Annotated in this window: 12 protein-coding genes and 2 pseudogenes; 5 read left to right on the forward strand and 9 right to left on the reverse strand. The window is 39.2% G+C overall.

Annotation, left to right across the window (positions count from 1 at the left end; genetic code table 11):
- Positions 1 to 51 precede the first annotated feature (51 nt).
- Complete coding sequence (locus P20495_RS16015; protein ID WP_008134441.1) at positions 52 to 1,632, forward strand: sulfotransferase; 1,581 nt, start codon at positions 52 to 54, stop codon at positions 1,630 to 1,632.
- A gap of 87 nt (positions 1,633 to 1,719) precedes the next feature.
- Here the strand turns inward: P20495_RS16015 and P20495_RS16010 are convergent, their stop codons facing one another.
- Positions 1,720 to 2,208 (reverse strand): GNAT family N-acetyltransferase, encoded by a 489-nt coding sequence (locus P20495_RS16010; protein WP_008134442.1) that lies wholly within the window; start codon positions 2,206 to 2,208, stop codon positions 1,720 to 1,722.
- A 332-nt stretch (positions 2,209 to 2,540) separates the two neighbouring features.
- On the opposite strand from P20495_RS16010, the pseudogene ltrA reads away from it, so the two are divergent.
- Positions 2,541 to 3,650: pseudogene (gene ltrA / locus P20495_RS16005) on the forward strand (group II intron reverse transcriptase/maturase); the annotation flags it as partial.
- Between the two features lie 79 nt (positions 3,651 to 3,729).
- Here ltrA and P20495_RS16000 read toward each other — a convergent pair.
- The 6 genes and pseudogenes from P20495_RS16000 to P20495_RS15980 all read right to left on the reverse strand — a co-directional run bounded on the left by P20495_RS16000 (position 3,730) and on the right by P20495_RS15980 (position 8,644).
- On the reverse strand, positions 3,730 to 4,383 hold the full coding sequence (locus P20495_RS16000; RefSeq protein ID WP_008134444.1) for a hypothetical protein: 654 nt from the start codon (positions 4,381 to 4,383) through the stop codon (positions 3,730 to 3,732).
- A 345-nt stretch (positions 4,384 to 4,728) separates the two neighbouring features.
- Positions 4,729 to 5,025, reverse strand: a pseudogene (locus P20495_RS21465) (transposase); the annotation flags it as partial.
- Positions 5,026 to 5,268: 243 nt separating this feature from the next.
- Complete coding sequence (locus P20495_RS15995) at positions 5,269 to 6,243, reverse strand: transposase (RefSeq protein ID WP_008134448.1); 975 nt, start codon at positions 6,241 to 6,243, stop codon at positions 5,269 to 5,271.
- A gap of 111 nt (positions 6,244 to 6,354) precedes the next feature.
- On the reverse strand, positions 6,355 to 7,305 hold the full coding sequence (locus P20495_RS15990) for an Abi family protein (RefSeq protein WP_008134450.1): 951 nt from the start codon (positions 7,303 to 7,305) through the stop codon (positions 6,355 to 6,357).
- A gap of 333 nt (positions 7,306 to 7,638) precedes the next feature.
- Positions 7,639 to 8,184 (reverse strand): hypothetical protein, encoded by a 546-nt coding sequence (locus P20495_RS15985; RefSeq protein ID WP_008134451.1) that lies wholly within the window; start codon positions 8,182 to 8,184, stop codon positions 7,639 to 7,641.
- Between the two features lie 55 nt (positions 8,185 to 8,239).
- Positions 8,240 to 8,644 (reverse strand): hypothetical protein, encoded by a 405-nt coding sequence (locus P20495_RS15980; RefSeq protein ID WP_007375644.1) that lies wholly within the window; start codon positions 8,642 to 8,644, stop codon positions 8,240 to 8,242.
- A 256-nt stretch (positions 8,645 to 8,900) separates the two neighbouring features.
- Between P20495_RS15980 and uvrA the strand changes: the two genes are divergently transcribed.
- Positions 8,901 to 11,459 (forward strand): excinuclease ABC subunit UvrA, encoded by a 2,559-nt coding sequence (gene uvrA, locus P20495_RS15975; RefSeq protein WP_008134453.1) that lies wholly within the window; start codon positions 8,901 to 8,903, stop codon positions 11,457 to 11,459.
- 53 nt (positions 11,460 to 11,512) lie between these two features.
- On the opposite strand, the gene P20495_RS15970 is transcribed toward uvrA, so the two are convergent.
- Together P20495_RS15970 and P20495_RS15965 are read right to left on the reverse strand one after the other, a co-directional pair.
- A complete protein-coding gene (locus tag P20495_RS15970) occupies positions 11,513 to 12,004 on the reverse strand; it encodes a DUF2798 domain-containing protein (protein WP_008134455.1) in 492 nt (163 codons plus the stop codon).
- Positions 12,005 to 12,068: 64 nt separating this feature from the next.
- Positions 12,069 to 12,839 (reverse strand): rhamnogalacturonan acetylesterase, encoded by a 771-nt coding sequence (locus P20495_RS15965; protein ID WP_007377242.1) that lies wholly within the window; start codon positions 12,837 to 12,839, stop codon positions 12,069 to 12,071.
- A 565-nt stretch (positions 12,840 to 13,404) separates the two neighbouring features.
- Here P20495_RS15965 and P20495_RS15960 point away from each other — a divergent pair.
- Complete coding sequence (locus P20495_RS15960; protein ID WP_008134456.1) at positions 13,405 to 16,434, forward strand: TonB-dependent receptor; 3,030 nt, start codon at positions 13,405 to 13,407, stop codon at positions 16,432 to 16,434.
- Between the two features lie 218 nt (positions 16,435 to 16,652).
- Entirely contained in the window at positions 16,653 to 18,122 is a 1,470-nt protein-coding gene (locus P20495_RS15955) for a glycoside hydrolase family 28 protein (RefSeq protein WP_008134457.1), read from the forward strand.
- Positions 18,123 to 18,132 lie beyond the last annotated feature (10 nt).

Raw genomic sequence — 18,132 nt, forward strand, 5'->3', positions numbered from 1 at the left:
AAATTTATTTGAGCCTTTTTATTTTCTTTCACAAAATAATTACCAAAAACCATGCAACCAAATTTAAAGCAACTTCATCAAAGCGCAATACACTCCCTAAACCAAGGTAAAATAGAGCAAGCACACAAAGCCCTAGTGGAGTTAGTTACACTCAAACCAGACTTTGCTGATGGGTATTTTTTGCTGGCAATGGTTAATTTAACTGTTGGGCAAATACACAAAGCAATAAAGCTCATCGAAAAAGCCCTTACCCTTGGCCAAAGTATTGAATACACCGCGCAACTTGCTAAATGTTACGCACTTACTGGCGAATTACAAAAAGCAAAAAACACCGCACTATCGGTTTCATTAAAGCAAATAACTAAAGCCCTTGATGCCGACACACTTGGCGTTGCACTTACTCAAGCAGGCATTCACGAGCAAGCACTTAACTACTTTGAGCACGCTATTAAACTGGCTACAGCGGCTAACAAAGCTCAACCCCCGTTTTATTATAACTACGGCGTAAGCGCTAAGTTTTTAGGATTATTCGATAAAGCCCAACACGCTTTTGAAAATGCCATAGCGCTTAACCCACTGCACCATCAAAGTCATTTTGCATTAAGTGATTTAACTAAAGTAAGTAAGCAAAACAATCATATTGAGCGCTTAAAAAATGTATTTGAGCAAGTAACACACCCGGATGCAAAACTGCATATAGGCCATGCTTTAGCAAAAGAGTATCAAGATATTGGTGAATATTCAGAGGCTTTTAACGCGTTAGAGCAAGGTAAAGTAGCAAAACGTGCTGTGCAGCCGTTTGATCATAAAAGCTCAACTGAGTTATTTGAACATATTAAACTCTTAAGTGAACAGCACACACAAGCGCTGACACAAGGTAACCCAACGGCCGAACCTATTTTTGTATTGGGCATGCCCCGCTCTGGCACCACATTAGTTGAGCGTATTTTATCGAGCCACAGCGACGTGCAATCAGCCGGTGAATTACAAGACTTTGGCCTAAGTGTTAAAAAGCTAAGCCAAACACAAACACCTCATGTACTCGACACTCAAACACTCAGTAAAGCCTACGAGCTTGATTTTAATCAGCTTGGGTCAACCTATTTAAATGCAACACGCGTAATAACAGGCAGCCATAAACACTTTATAGATAAACTCCCGTTTAACTTTTTTTATATCGACTTAATAACCAAAGCACTGCCAAACGCCAAAATAATTTGCATGCTGCGCGATCCAATGGACACCTGTATTGGTAACTACCGCCAATTATTTACCATTAATAACCCCTACTACGCGTACTCGCTCGACTTACTCGTCACAGCAAAATTTTACAGTCGTTTTTACAAACTAATGCAGCACTTCAGCATGCAACACAGCAATATAAAATTAGTAAAATACGAAGAATTAGTCTCACAGCCCGAGCAGCAAATTAAAGAGTTAGTCAGCTTTTGTAACTTAGAGTGGCAGGAGCAATGTATAGATTTTCACTTAAACACCGCACCGGTCTCTACCGCCAGTAAAGTACAAGTACGCAAACCATTAAATAGCAAAGCAATTGGGCGTTGGAAGGCGTTTAAGCCCCATACTGATAAAGCAGTGGAGTACTTTTTAAAACAAGGTATTAGCGCTTAGTAAGCGTGTTTTATTATGGTTAGTGAAAGCAGCGACGCTGGTCGCTTTATTCCAATTACTAGCAGAGATAAATCATAATGTTCGAAGTTACACACCTACAACTTTACTTCGCCTTTCAATTAGTACAACGTCACGCCAAACATTATTCATTTGACCAAGTTTTTCACGAATACCTAGTTGGCGGAAGTTATTATTTTTATGAAGTTTGAGGCTACCTTTATTTTCAGGAAAAATAGCAGCTTGAAGCATCCATATGTTATTTCTCTCAGAATCTGAAATTAGATTTGAAAGTAATTTTTGCCCAATTCCTTTTCCTTGAGCATCCAATGCAACATACACACTAACTTCTGCTACGCCAAAATATACTTCTCGAGTTGATATGGCTGAAAGTGCAGCCCAGCCTAGAATATTATTATTGTCCACTGCCACAATCCGAGAGTGACTAAGCATTGAATTATTCCACTCATCCCAACTTTTAGTTACCTGCTGGAAGGTGGCGTTTCCGGTATCAATACCTTGCTTATATATGCTTTGCACTGAAGGATAATCAGCCTTATCAAACGCACGAATAATCACAAATCCCTCCGAGGCAACTAACGAGCCTTTAGATTAACTCGTTTTTAATTTATTTTTAATGATGGTTTAACCATAGCTGAGTTCCTATTTTGGTTCAATCGATTACAGTGTTTTATGCAGAATATAAAGTGGGAGTTTGGTGTTGTTTTAATTAGTGTTTTGAAAGGGGTTACCGATATTTGAATAATTAGAGAAGAGGATTACCATTCGAGGTGATAAAGGCTTACCACCATTATTTACTAACAGTTATCATCGTTCTATTGGTTATGTACAACAATTACGGTTTAGGTATAAATTAATATGGGTGTCATCCTAATTTTGTTAAACACCAATTACTTAACGGCACTTATCAACCATTGCCAGTAAAACGTGTGATGATACCCAAACCCGATGGCGGTGAGCGAATGCTTGGGATCCCCTCTGTTATCGACAGAGTGATCCAACAAGCCATTGCTCAAGTGAACAGCCCTTATTTTGAGCCTCAATTTTCACCGCATAGTTATGGTTATCGAGCTCATAAAAGAGCCAGTCAAGCAGTGAACCATGTTCAATCTTGTGTTAAACAAGGCTATAAAACAGCGGTTGATATCGACTTGTCTAAGTTCTTTGATGAAGTAGACCATGACATGCTGATGAATCGTGTTGGCCGTAAAATCAAAGACAAAGCACTCATGCGCCTACTCGGTAAATACTTACGAGCGGGAATAGCAGAGCGTGAAACCGGTCTGTGGTTTGAGTCAACCAAAGGTGTCCCTCAAGGTGGGCCATTATCCCCTTTGCTTTCCAACATTTTACTCGATGAATTAGATAAGAAGTTAACCTACAAACGCCTTAAGTTTGCACGTTACGCTGATGACATAATCATTTTAGTAAAAACGAAAAGCGAAGGGCTAATAATGCAACGGGACATTACTGCGTTTATCACTCAGCGATTAAAGCTCAAAGTGAATGAATCGAAAAGTCGGGTCGGTCCCGTATCAGGCTCGAAATTTCTCGGGTTTACCTTCCGTTACGGTCAAGTGCAGATCCATGAACAGGCGCTAAAGAAATTTAAAGCAAATGTAAAAGAACTCACTAATCGCAACTGGGGGATCTCAATGACCCTACAAATTCATAAACTCACGCAGTATTTACGTGGCTGGGGACACTACTACCTAATAGCCAACGCTTATCAGCTAACGGTGGATTTAGATCACTGGATCCGCCGTAGGATAAGAATGTGCTACTGGCGGCAATGGCGTAAACCTCGCACCAAAGTACGCAGTTTAATGAAATTGGGTGTTAGCGAACGACTCGCCATAGCCTGTGGTATCACCAGTAAAGGCCCTTGTAGAAGCTCAAAAACAAAAGGAATTAACATTGCGCTAGGCAATGACTACTTAGCGTCACAAGGTTTAGTGTCATTGAGAGATATTTGGATCAATATTCATTACGGGAGATGAACCGCCCATTGCGGACCCGCATGATGGGTGGTGTGGGGGCTGGAGGTTAGAGACCTCCGGCTACCCGATTAGCCTAACTTCACCAAAGCTTTTTAGTTAATAGCTTGTAAGTCGAGATAGGCTCTTCAAATGTTGATTCAACAACACAGTCGAGTTTATCCTGAATAGTTTGTAACTGCTTCCTGATTACATCTTCTTCTTCCCAAGTGTCCCAGAAGACATCCTCATGTCGGTTCATTTTTTCTAAATGTTTATTGAACTCTTCATCTGACATTTTGACCTTACCCTGACGCTGCCAATACCTAGTTGCTAACTGGCGAGCTGAGTTAAAGATGCTGTTTACAGTTTTATTGGTGTCTTTGAAAATATCTTCACTTTCTGCACCATAAGTTGCCATAAATTTATATTTCAGCGTTTCAAACTTTATGAACACCTCACGCTTCTTTTCATAGCGCTCAAAAACAATGTGCCCTCGGTTAAGCAGTTCCGTTTCTTCTGGCCGTTCTCGCTCTCCTACTACCCGAGTTTCTCCCTCCCCAATAGAGGCAAATGGATTACGAATAAATGCAATTGCATCTTTAATTTCAAAGAATGTAGCCAAGGTTTCTTCAGCAAGCTCAATTCTTCGCTTTCCAATAAATTCTCGTTTCCATGCGCTAACACCTGAGACAATAGCCCAGCACGCTGAAATAATAGCAATCGTCTTACCCAATAGGGTTAGTACTTCTAACATTGTTCTCTAAACTCCAATTGGTAGGCTAACACTTTAGTATTTATGCGACACGCAGTTTGTGTTGCATAATCGCTTGTTGGACTGAGGCGCTACCTGCTCGGTGTGTCAGAGTTGGTGTTGTTTATGCTATGGGAATTTGCTTTTTAGAGGCTCTAGCTAAATCAGCTAATTTAATAAGCTTACCTATTATAATTTAAGCTTTCCCTGCATTGCTCAGCGTTTATTATCTATTCATTAAACCGAATGTTTAACCGTTAAGCAAGGATATTTTTCGCTCGCACAGCCGCTATTAGCCTGAGCAATTAAGCAGGTTAACTTATTAATTTGATGCAGCAAGCAAGGCTGCTAACTCGTTCGCGCTATTTTATTTGTCGCCTCATCTAAATTCATCACACCAATAAATCGTAAGGTACCCGTCTTGCATGACTGGCAAGGCCAATGGGGTATTAATCGTTCTTGCTCTACCTTCGGCTTCACCGCTTTGCATGGGGTTGCTGATACTTGAGCCTTTATTAACCCGAACTTTCGCTTGCGACACGCATTAGCTAAAAATCCATAGTGGCGAATGCGCATAAACCCTTTGGGCAATACATGTTGTAAGTAGCGCCGTAAAAATTCATCACAACTCAGAGTCATGACTTTATCGCGGTTGTTATCTGCATAATCGCCACCTGGCGAAACTAGACAGCCACTTTAATTATACAAGCCAAACTGTGTCATAAAATTTATCTTTTAGGTTAAAAATTTACCTTTCCTACTGGATTACTTTCATTTCACCTATTAAATAAGTCATTAACTCTATTAAACCTAAATCACACGCATAAAAATGGCTGCATGGTGCAGTTGTGATTTATTACTGAATAGTTTTACTGGGTAGCTTAAGCTTTATGCAAGTAGCTTTTCGCAGTTACTGATATTCGCCCGTCGCTTTCTGTTTAAATTTTCACAGTAACTTGCTTGTGAACTTGGCCTGCCTACTGCACCATGAAATACACGCGTAAATTGTGTGGTGAGTTTTAACCAGTTTTCGGGGGATATATTCACTCTTTCGAGTAAGGGTAGGTGCGAACTTTCAATATAACCGCGTTTATCCTCTCGTATACAACGCCCTGTTAATTCAACAAGTTCAAGGTACGATTTAAGCTCAAACGGGAGTCCTTTTGGCATTATCTGACGTGGTATTCCTGCAAAACGCAGTAGTTGTTTTGGTTGTTTGCCTTCTTTTGCGTATGTTAGTCGTTGTATAACGCTGGTGTGGTCTGATTCCTCAGGCGTTTTAGCCATTTTAGCTCTAATTGGGTTTAAATCGACATACGCCATACAAGCGGCAAGTGCTGCTTCATCTAATAATGCTTGTGATGTGAATCTGCCTTCCCAGAATCTACCTGTGCAGTTATCTTCTTTATTTGCTCTGCGAGCAATGTTTTCATTTAACAACCGCATAAACCAGCTAATACTTGATAGGCGCTCGCGGTAGTCGTTTACTGTTTGATTGAAAAAGATAAGTTCGGCTTTACTTAGCTTTTCACCTTGTACATATTTTTGCGTAAGTACAGTGCCTTTACAGAGCTTATGCCAGCGAATGATAATCGCTTTATCGTTTAATCGATTCGCTTTTTTATCATCAACATACAGTACTAAGTGGGTGTGATTACTCATAACAGCGTAAGCACATACATCAATACAAAATACCTTCGCTAATTCAAGCAGCTTATCTTCAACCCAGCCTCGTCGATGCTCGTAAGATTGACCAGTAAAACGGTCTTCTCCACATAAAAATGCACGACGAACACAGCGTGAAATACAGTGGTAGTATTTTGTATCAACCAAACTTACTTGTCGTTTTCTTGCAATTGCCATAAGACAGCCTGCTTGTTTTTTACACTAAATAAAGCCTAGTACTTTGAGCGTAAAAGTGCAAAATTTTGAGTGGGTGTCTTTTCTATTTTTACCCCTTAACGATTTGATATATTATTTAGCCCAGATATCATCTTTGTGCCAATCATGAGGGAAGCCAGCTGAATGACATTTTAATTGAGCTGCAGGATACTTATTGAAAAGACTTTGTAATGTTATATTTATGTCAAACCCCATACCCAAACGGTCATCAATTAGTTTTAACAATACACAGAATAAATAAATCTTATTATTATTTGTAGGTAAGTATTTAGGATCTAACTTATTTAAAACTCCGCCAGCCTGCCGATGGTTAGCATTCCATACCCTTGAATGATGGGCACAGCGGTTTCTCACATCTCTAATGGCTGTAATCCAATTATTAAGCTCTTTGTAATTTTTAGCTCCAAAGTCATGAGCAAGTGTATTTAGTTCATTTGTATTCTGAGCCCCTTGAAAAATAGACTTTTCTAAAGATGAATAAACAGTTCTAACTTGCCCAAAGGTAGCTAGCTCTGTTAGAACCCAAAACGGTGGTAACTGCTTAAAGTTAGCATTTACCTCATTGTAATAATTGTCTTTAAAGTGTTTAGAGAAGTCATCTTGAGATTGCTGAAAGTAGGATGCTAAGCTTGCTCTGACACCATCCATAGAGTAAATTTTATTTTTAATGAAAAGCTCGTTTTCAAGATACCAAAATGGGTTATTTGAATAAGAAGCTACAACTTGATCTAGCTTTGAACGTAATTTAATCTCAATTTTACAAATTATAGTGAAGATAAAATTGCGCAGCTCTTCATCAAATCGATATAACTCAACTCCTTGCTCGAAAGTTGAATGAGGGACATATGAAGACAAGGTTGCATCTAAGAATGGCCAGAGGTAGATCTTAAAACGGTAATAATTTACATTTTCTAAGAATTTTTGGGCACTTTGCTCGTCACCAACAGTTAAACCTTTCGTTTTCATATATAAAACTAGATCTTCTGGGGACTGGTATTCTTTATCATAAACACGGTAGGCCACAAAATTTCCTTTTTTATAGACAAAAAAAACCCACTGACTTCCAATTAAGGAGTAGCGGGCGTTGTTATGTACAATCTTAGGCTGTGTTCTTATTGTTGTCAAGCAATATGATGAAGATCATATTGCAATATATCGAACACAATCCTGGGGGCTCATAACACCCCAATACGGCGTTTAATAATGCTAATTTAACTTTTCAATGACCGCTTTTCGCTCTAAGCCAACTAATAGCTACATGCAATTTGCAGATACTCAATACTTTAAAAGCCTTTGCTGTATACCAAGCTGAAGAGTAACACCAACAGCATACTATTTTGCGATTATAAGAGCTTGTTATTCTGTTTTTAACACCATACCTTTCGATTGGGCAAATATTACTAGCGCAAATACTATTTCGGTTATCCCGCCAATAAAGGCGCCGATTACAAAATTGGCATTTAATACAATACACAACATGCCAGAAAACATAAGCGAAGCACCTAAAATCCAGTACACTTTCATGCCATATAATGTGTTGAAAACTAAATAGCGAACACCAATTATCATCAGCATTATTGAATAAAACCATTCAGCTTGAAGTTTTGCTACGTAAAACGCTAAAAACAAACCAACAAATAAAATAATAGTGCTTTCTAAGGCCAATTTACCTAATGGGTTTTTAGGGTCATGATTGCCAGAGCGTTTAAGAGCTTTTGAAAGTAGCATGGCTAAAGGATGTATAAACATACCACCAAAAAACAAAGTAAGCATACTCGATTGATTTGAATGCAGTAATGCGACAAAGCCAGCTATACACCAAACCAAGCCAGACACTAATACACCGGTTCCACCACCGAAGTAAGCGAGGTTCATATTTTGTTGCGCATCTTCAAACTTCATAAAAATCCTTAATTTTAGAAATATCCCTAATTTAATATTATCGCATCGTTATTAATTACAAATCGTTACTCGAATACACACTTAAAATAGGGAATTTATAATCGGCAAACGATACAGTTACCGATTGTGTTTCGTTGCCTTTAAAACCGAGTTTAAATTCCATTGGCATGAATCGGCTGCCGTCAGCAAAAAGTGCAAGTAAGTGCTCCTCGCCTAATTCTCGATTGCCCGACGATAAGTTAGTTAGCGTTATAACAGCCCAGCGTTCGCCCTCTTCATTGCTCATTAATACATAATTAACGATTTTAAAATCCCCTTTTTTAGGGGTTATGTTGCTATCGTTTGCAAACGATAAGTGCATGCTATTTGGTACTGCACGGTCAACATTTAGCGCTTTGATAGAGTCGGCTTGGGTTGCCCACGAAAGCACCAATAAAATAATCACTAAGGCTTTATTCACTGTTAGTTCCTTTTTATTACCTCGTAAAATACCTAGTAAATTACATAACAATAACTGTTTAAATTATATTCGCATTCCATACCTATTATGTAAACAAACAATCATCGTAATTTTATCCAGCGCTTTGGTTGCGCCACTACAGACTAAGCGCTCATTCAGTGTGCTTGCGCTACTTTAGGGTAATAACGAGTAATAAGAGTAAATAATTCAAAGCTAACTTAAAGTAAAAAACGCGATTAAACAGGAGTATAAACGTATGGCAAGCACACATAAAAACTCAACTATGGATTTATCTGATCCCAGTAATAGCATTCAAGTAAGAGGGGCACGCGTTCACAACTTGAAAAATGTAGACGTTGATTTACCTCGTAACGCATTGGTTGTTTTTACAGGAATATCGGGCTCTGGAAAATCGTCGCTTGCGTTTGGAACGCTGTTTGCTGAGTCGCAGCACCGTTATCTTGATTCAGTATCGCCTTACGCCCGTAGGTTAATAGATCAAGTTGATGAGCCCGATGTTGATTCTATTGAAGGACTACCGCCTGCTGTTGCTTTGCAGCAGCAACGCGGGGCACCGTCGGTTCGCTCATCAGTTGGCAGCATAACAACTATTTCTAACGCGCTACGCATGCTTTACTCTCGTGCTGGCGATTATACCAAAGGGCAAAGCATACTTTACGCCGATGCGTTTTCGCCAAATACGCCACAAGGTGCGTGCCCAGAATGCTCAGGAATAGGCCGAGTGTTTGAAGTAACCGAAAAGCTACTTGTGCCAGATGATACAAAAACTATTCGCCAGCGCGCCATTGAAGCGTGGCCACCAGCATGGCAAGGTAAAAACCTAAGCCGTATACTTACCTCGCTTGGTTATGACATAGACACGCCTTGGAATAAGCTTTCTAAAAAAGCGCGCGATTGGATTTTATTTACCGACGAAACACCTACTGTGCCGGTATACCCAGATTACACCTATGAGCAAACACAAAATGCGATAAAAAATAACGAAGATCCAAGCTACATGGGAACGTTTTCAAGCGCTAAACGCTTTGTTTTACAGTCTTTTGCTACTACCCAAAGCCCGCGTACAAAAAAGCGCGTATCGCAGTTTATGCAAATATCGCAGTGCCCTACTTGCCAAGGTAAAAAATTAAAACAAGCATCGTTAAGTGTTAAATTTGCAGGGCTTGATATTGGCGAGCTATCTCAACTTACATTAAACGAGCTTGCTAAAAAACTAAGTAATGCCGCCAATACCAAAATAAATAAAAATACAAAAAATCCAGAGCAAGCCATTGTTACGCAGCGCATTGCCAGCGATATTCTTACCCGTATTGAAGCACTAACCATGCTTGGTTTAGGGTACTTGTCGCTTGAGCGTACAACGCCAACGCTCTCACCCGGAGAGCTACAACGGTTGAGACTTGCCACACAAATTCGCTCTAAATTATTTGGGGTGGTTTACGTGTTAGATGAACCATCAGCGGGTTTACACCCTGCCGATACTCAAGCATTGCTAAAAGCGCTCGACGAGTTAATAGCGGCTGGCAATTCTGTATTTGTTGTTGAACACGATGTTAGCGTTGTTAAACACGCCGATTGGATTGTTGATGTAGGCCCTGATGCAGGTGTCCATGGTGGCGACATTATTTACAGCGGCCCTGTTGAAGGGTTAAGAAAAATAAAAAATTCGCACACCGGTCGCCACCTTTTTGCTAAAAACGCCAGTCAAGAGTCTACTCAAAACAGCGCGCAAAAAAAGGAGCAAAGGCAGCCAAAAGCGTGGTTAAAATTGGCTAATATTGAGCGTAACAATCTTAAAAAACTCAATGCAGAATTTCCACTGGGTGTTATGACAACCGTTACTGGTGTTTCGGGCTCGGGTAAATCAAGCCTAGTAAGCCAAGCGTTAGTAGAGCTTGTTTACGAAGCACTTGGGCAAAAAGTAATATCGGAAGCCCCCACCGACGAAGCCGACTTACTCGAACAAGAACTGCAAACACACACCAGCGGAAAAATCATTGAAGGTATAAATAATATAAGCCGCCTGATTACCGTAAATCAAAAAGCGATTGGCCGTACACCTCGATCAAACTTAGCTACCTATACGGGTTTATTTGATCATGTGCGTAAACTATTTGCTTCAACCCAAAAAGCAAAAGAGCGCCGTTACGATGCAGGTCGCTTTTCGTTTAATGTTGCTAAAGGTCGCTGTAAAAATTGTGAAGGCGTTGGCTTTGTGAGTATAGAACTGCTGTTTTTACCAAGCGTTTACTCACCTTGCCAAGTGTGTCATGGCAAGCGCTATAACGAGCAAACACTTGAGATTACATATCGTGATAAAAACATCAGCGATATTCTCAATTTAACGGTTGAATCGGCTCATACCTTTTTTGAAAACGAACCTGCAATACTGCGAGCACTCGATGCACTTATGCAAGTAGGTCTTGGGTATTTACGTTTAGGGCAACCTGCCACTGAGCTTTCTGGCGGTGAAGCGCAGCGTATTAAATTAGCAACTGAGCTGCAACGTGCGCAGCGCGGTAACACACTTTATATTCTTGATGAGCCAACGACAGGCCTGCACCCATCGGATGTATCAATGTTAATGGCACAGTTAAATAAATTAGTTGATGCTGGCAATACCGTCATTATGGTTGAACACGATATGCAAGTAGCCCGCAATAGTGACTGGGTAATTGATGTAGGACCCGGTGCTGGCGAAGAAGGCGGCTTAATTGTAGCGCAAGGTAAACCTACAGATGTAGGTCAATCTAAAATAAGCCGAACAGCACCTTTTTTGAATGGCGCAATTTAAAGAGCAGGTAAACACTAAATAACAAAAAAGAGCCAATGGCTCTTTTTTTGTTTTTAGCTTTTTAAAAAGCGTTCTATTTTAGGTTTTACCGTAACCGACATTATCAGCATTATAGTTAAACCTATTGGTAATACGGCTAATAACCCTTCAGCCCATCCAGTTACAAATACACGCATATCTGCATAGCCAATATTATTAGTAGCGGTAACAAACGCCATCACCGACTCCATGATCAGCGCCATAAAAACACTAATCACTAAATTACGTTTTAGCTCGCTACTAGTAGGCAATAACTTATTAGCTAGCTTATGCATTAAGGTCATCATTAAAAAACCAATAGGCGCCATAACCAATACTGCACTTATAAATGAGGTAAACCAATCTACATAAAAATGCTCTGTAACACCCACATTCACATAAGTCATAATGCCAGTTAGAGTACCGCCAATTAAGGTAATAATACTTACCATAACCAGTATTTTATAAATTACAGGTGTTTTTTTAGGCTCAACCATTACTGGGTTTGCTGATACGGGTGTACTCATTTTTGGGCATGCCTTACACGCTAAATAGATGACAAAGTCAACTATAGCAAATTAATTGATAATATCAACCTTTTAGTTTTAAATGCTTTGGATCGGGAGTACGTAGCTTTTTTACCAATGGGTGGTTCAATATTTTTAGTTGAGTTAATACCAATTGTGCGACTTCGCGTGCACCAAGCTGATTTAAATGCGTATCATCTGTTACCCCAAATGGGTAGTTAGGGTGTAAATTTGCACCAATGTGCATAAAACGAAGTGCAGAACCTTTATCACCCAAAGATTGAAAATAAGCCGTGGTTACCTTTTCCATATCTATAAAATCAACACCTGTTTCTTGTGCAACCTGACGGACTTTATCAGCGTATATAGGGTGTGTCTCTTTTAAAATACCCATTTTGTTAAAGTAACGACGCGTAATTGGAGTGAGTAAAATAGCATGTGCTTTTTTAGCATTAATATCATTAATGAAATGAGTAAGATTATCTGCAAACTGATCCGGTGAGGTATACCTATCTATTTTTTTCTTGGATTCATCATTGTGGCCAAACTGAATAAACACGTAGTCACCAACTTGAATATTATCTATTATTTTTTTCCATAGCCCTTCGGTTTTGAATGTACGCGTGCTGCGACCATTTTTAGCTAAGTTGACCACCGAAACTGATTCATTAAAAAAAATGCTGAATGGCATACCCCACCCTGTTTCAGGATAGTCTTTAACATCTTTAATAGACATGGTTGAATCCCCAGCCATATATATATGTGTTGTACCTTGTTTACTCATTGCAAAAAAACTACTCAATATTAGTATTGAGCCTACTATTTTTTTTATCATTATTATCTCCTGCTTACGAAATAAGCTATAACGCTTGGCTAATTGACTGATTTAATTCAAAGGCTTTTATTAAAAATAACACAATTGCCACCGGTGGCAAATAAAATAATATATAGTCAATATATTATTCAGTTGTGCTTAAAGAGTGTTGAACTTTTTGGATTGATATTTGTTCAATTTAGGGGGCGATTAAATCGCTTTGCTCGGTTTTTTACCTAGTGGGCTAAGTAAAAACCGAGCAAAGTTTCCGCATCCGCCTTGTCTAAACGGCTGTAAATTTAACCTCGAAAGATAAACAAACCCTAGTCTATCTCAGATAATTAAATGTTAAATTATGTGAACTAAGTATTAATTTTATTGTTTTTATTATTTGACAGTCGCTATTTTTAGGTATAGTTTTCATCGCGTGCCACCGGTAGCAATTTGTATCGTTCATTCATTGGCATTTTAAATGAAATTACTTAAACATATATTTTTCAGTAATTTATGTTAAATATAGCAAACACATGGCAAAACACCGACACGGCCATGTAATTTATAACAATAAAACACAACTGGGATCGCAATGGCAGCAATTACACACAACTTTAAACTAAACACACTCATGACCTATCTTATTTTAGGTGGCGTAATTACTAGCAATGCTTTTGCAGCTGAGCAATCACAGCAAAAGGCCAGTGACGACAGCGATGACATAGAAATCATTCAAGTTAAAGGTTATCGCGGTAGCATTAACGCAGCTCTTATGGCAAAACGTGAAGCTGTAGGCACACGCGAAACCATTATTGCAGAAGACATTGGTAAATTCCCCGATTTAAATGTAGCAGACTCCCTTGCTCGTGTACCCGGAATTTCAATTGAAGAAGATGCCGGCGAAGGTCGTCAAATCACGATTCGTGGTTTAGGTTCTCGCTTTGTTAAAACAACTATTAACGGTATGGAATCAGCATCTGCTGGGGCTGCAACAGATGCTGCTGGTGGTTCAAATACTTCTCGTGCATTTGATTATAATGTATTTGCATCTGAGCTTTTTACTCAAATTGATGTCGATAAAACAGTTTCTGCCGAAATGGAAGACGGCGGTATTTCAGGTAATGTTAATTTACAAACGGCGCGTCCATTTCAGTATGATGGTTTTAAAGGTTCTTACAACGTAAACGCCCGCTACAACGACATTTCTGAGGATGTATCCCCTCGCATTTCATTTATGCTGAGCAATAACTGGGATAACAAATTTGGAGTGTTAGCATCGGTTGCTTACAGCGATGGAACAGTACAAAGCGAAGGATCATCAAGTGTGCGCTGGACCGTCAATAACCCAAAATACCAAGATGATGGTTTACCTGTAACGCAAGGCGGCACTAACTATTTAACGGCTTCGCCTAAAACACTATTACAAGAAAATGGTAACTATACTGATGATAATTTAGATGGCTTATATTTACCGCGTATCCCTCGCTATTCTATTTTTTCTAAGCAGCAAAAACGTTTAGGTGCAACGGTTGCTTTTCAATACGCTCCCACCGACAACCTGTCTATGAATTTAGACATATTACATGCAGCCCTTGATACAACAATGGATGAATATCAATACTCTGTATTGTTACGTGACCAAAAAGACATTGTTCCAGAAAACATCCATATAGATGATAACAATACAATTGTAGCGGGAGCCTATTCTAATGCAATTATTCGCTCTGAAGCTCGTCAAGATAAGGCTGAGTCTGACTTTGACCAAATAAGTTTTTCTGGTGATTGGTATATTAACGATCGCCTCCAAATGAACTTTTTAGTTGGTATGGGTAAATCTGATTTAGACGTTCCTTACTCTAGAACATTTGCACTCGATAGCGCAGGTTCGACTGTTGCTTATAGTTACGATAGTAATATTGACCCTTTGGAGTTAATAAATAATCCAGGTGGAGTAGCAATAGGCAGTGGTGAGTTAAATTCGACCATGCCTTCATTTGCATTTGCTGCTGGCCAAGCCCCTGGCGCCATATTTACACGTGCCGATTTAGAAAATTCAATGGTAGATGGTAACAACTACGCCGCAGCTCTAACACGTAACCGCGCTCAAACAATCGAGAGTGAAAATAGTACAGTTAAAATCGATTTTAGCTACGAGATAAATGACCAATACACAGTTAAATTTGGTGTAGGTCAACGTTCGTTTGAAACAGAGCAGCATGATTATCGATCTTCGTGGAAAGACCTTAATATTGAAACAAATAAAACCAGTGGAAAAAGTGCTGAAACACGCGTTATGGATTTAGATAATTCACAAATAAATGGCTTATTATTTTCAACTACGTTAGATAAACAAGGTGTCAAATTTGGTAATGATGCTTCAGTACCTGCCACATCAACACTAAACGATGGCACATGGTTAACGCCTGATTACAATGCAATGATGGCTGCATTTTCAGGTCGTGATTTTTTCGAAGCTAAAGAAGAATATAAACGCACATATTATATTAAAGAAGAAGTAACAACAGCGTATGCTCAACTTAACTTTAGGCACGACATTTTTGATAATGAACTGCGCGGTAATATAGGTTTACGTTATGTTGATAATAAAAATACCAGTCGCATCGTTAATTTAGACCACATCTATAAAGATGGTTACACAGCAGGTCGCGGCGACGGTGCAAATTTTGATAACGGCTACAGTTGGCGCGAATCAGTAAGTAAAGGTGACGAATGGTTGCCATCGTTAAATATTGCTTACGATATCACTGAAGATCTAGTTGGTCGCTTTAGTTATTCACATGCGATAACTCGCCCTAAATTGTCTGATTTACGCTCATCGATTAGTGTTAATGTCCCTGATGAAAACGATCCTACAGCATCAATTAAACGTGGCGCGGGGCCCTCTTTACAACCCTACAAATCGAAACAATATGATGTAGGCCTAGAATGGTATTTTGCAGAAGAGTCGCTTATTGCAACTTCATTATTTTATAAAGATATTACTGGCTTAACTAAGGACAGTAGTGATGAGGTATTAACGCAAGATGAGTTGGATCGACTCGGGATTGATATTGGTGATATGGATCCAAGTACTATAACTTGGCAAGTATCTCAACTCGTTAATACGGATGCCGAGGGTATGTGGGGGGCTGAATTTATCTATCAGCAACCTTTTACATTTTTACCTGCACCATTTAATAATTTAGGTCTGCAATCAAACTATACCTACATTGATTATTCTCGCGATGTTGAAGACCCTTTTTATGGTACTGAGCTAAATTTGGTAGAAGAAGAAACGTCCAAAAATTCGTACAACATTACACTTTATTATGAAGAAGAAAGCTGGTCGGCACGTTTTTCTTATAACTACCGCAGTGGGTATAACAAACAGTACCTCAATGAATATAAGGATGAATCTACTTTTGTACGTGGTTATGATGCAAAAGCTAAACTTAACTTTTCTGCTCGCTATGAGTTGAGCGAATCGATGAGTGTGTCGTTTGAAGCAGTTAATTTAACGGACGAAAAACAAGAACAATGGAATGATATTTATACCCAGCGTCCTTATGAGAGCTTATCCTCTGGTCGTCAATTTTTAGTAGGCTTGCGCGGATCATTCTAACAATGATCTTACCTAAAATAGCCGGTAACTTTGTTACCGGTTATTTTATATCAAAAAGCTATAGTGATTTTAATTATCACAAAAACAAATTGCCACCGGTGGCAATGGCTGATAAAGTTAATTTATAATAACTAACTCAATAATATTTAATCGTGTTAGTTAAGCGTACCAACAGCACTACTAATAATAAATAAGGTGCCACACTGTAGGATACATACATGGATAATACACGTAGATTTTTTATAAAGGCAGTTGCATCTAGTACATTACTTGGAGGAGCGTTAGTTGGATGTAAATCAGCCCCCCTTGTCGATATGTTAAGCAGCCCTGTAAGAGGTGATGACTGGAAAATGGCAGATGCGATTAAATCATCCATTAAAGTCCCCTCGTTCCCAGATAAAACATTTAATATTATCGATTTTGGCGCTAACGGCGATAATAAAACTAACAATACTGTCGCAATTAATAATGCAATCAAATCCTGTAACGCCCAAGGAGGGGGACAGGTAATTATTCCTCAAGGTCAATTTATAACAGGCGCAATTCACCTACTTTCTAATGTTAATTTACATCTAGAGGAAGGCGCTATACTCAGTTTTAGTACAAGCCCTGAAGACTATCTTCCAGCTGTATTTACCCGCTGGGAAGGCCTGGAAATGATGGGTTATTCACCGCTTATTTATGCTTTCGAGCAAGAAAATATTGCTATAACAGGCAAAGGGATTCTTGAAGGTAATGCAAATAATACCACCTGGTGGCCATGGAAAGGTAAGCACAAAGAGGCTCACTGGGAGCTTTTAACTGACAATAATGGCCAGATAATTGAGCAAAAAACAGCTCGAGATAAGTTAATGCGAGATGCTGAGCAACATATCCCCGTTGAGCAGCGCATTTATGCTGATGGCGCTTATTTACGCCCTCCTTTTATACAACCTTATCGCTGTAATAATGTACTTATTGAAGGTATCACAATTAAAAACTCGCCATTTTGGCTAGTAAACCCTGTACTTTGTAATAGTGTTACGGTTTGCGATGTCACTTTTTCAAGCCATGGACCTAATTCTGATGGCTGCGACCCTGAAAGCTGTAATCACGTCCATATCAAAAATTGTGTATTTGATACCGGAGATGACTGCATTGCAATTAAATCAGGAAGAAACGCTGATGGACGCAGAGTAAATACAGCCTCACAAAATATTGTCATTGAAAACTGCCATATGAAAGAAGGTCATGGCGGCGTCGTAATAGGCAGTGAAATTTCTGGCGGTGTGAATAATGTTTTTGTACAAAATTGTACTATGGATAGCCCCCATTTAGAGCGTGCTATTAGAATCAAAACCAACTCAGTTCGAGGTGGTTTAATTGAACACATCCGTATTCGTAATATTGAAGTTGGTACCGTTAAAAATGCGATTGTAATTAACTTTTACTACGAAGAAGGCGATGCGGGGCAATTTGATCCCATTGTCCGCGATATAAAAATAGACAACTTACATTGTAAAAATGTACTCAGTAAAGCCCTTTATCTTAATGGCTTTGCCCGTGATCCAATTAAAGATATTACGCTAACAAACAGCCACTTTGACCAAGTCGGTGATGAATCAATCGTTAACCATGTGACTAATTTTACAATTGATAATGTCACACTAAACAAACAACCAATGTCATTAGCTAAAATAACCCAGTAAAAGGTAGTAA

It is taken from the genome of Pseudoalteromonas sp. BSi20495 (assembly GCF_000241185.1).
Classification (GTDB): domain Bacteria; phylum Pseudomonadota; class Gammaproteobacteria; order Enterobacterales; family Alteromonadaceae; genus Pseudoalteromonas; species Pseudoalteromonas fuliginea.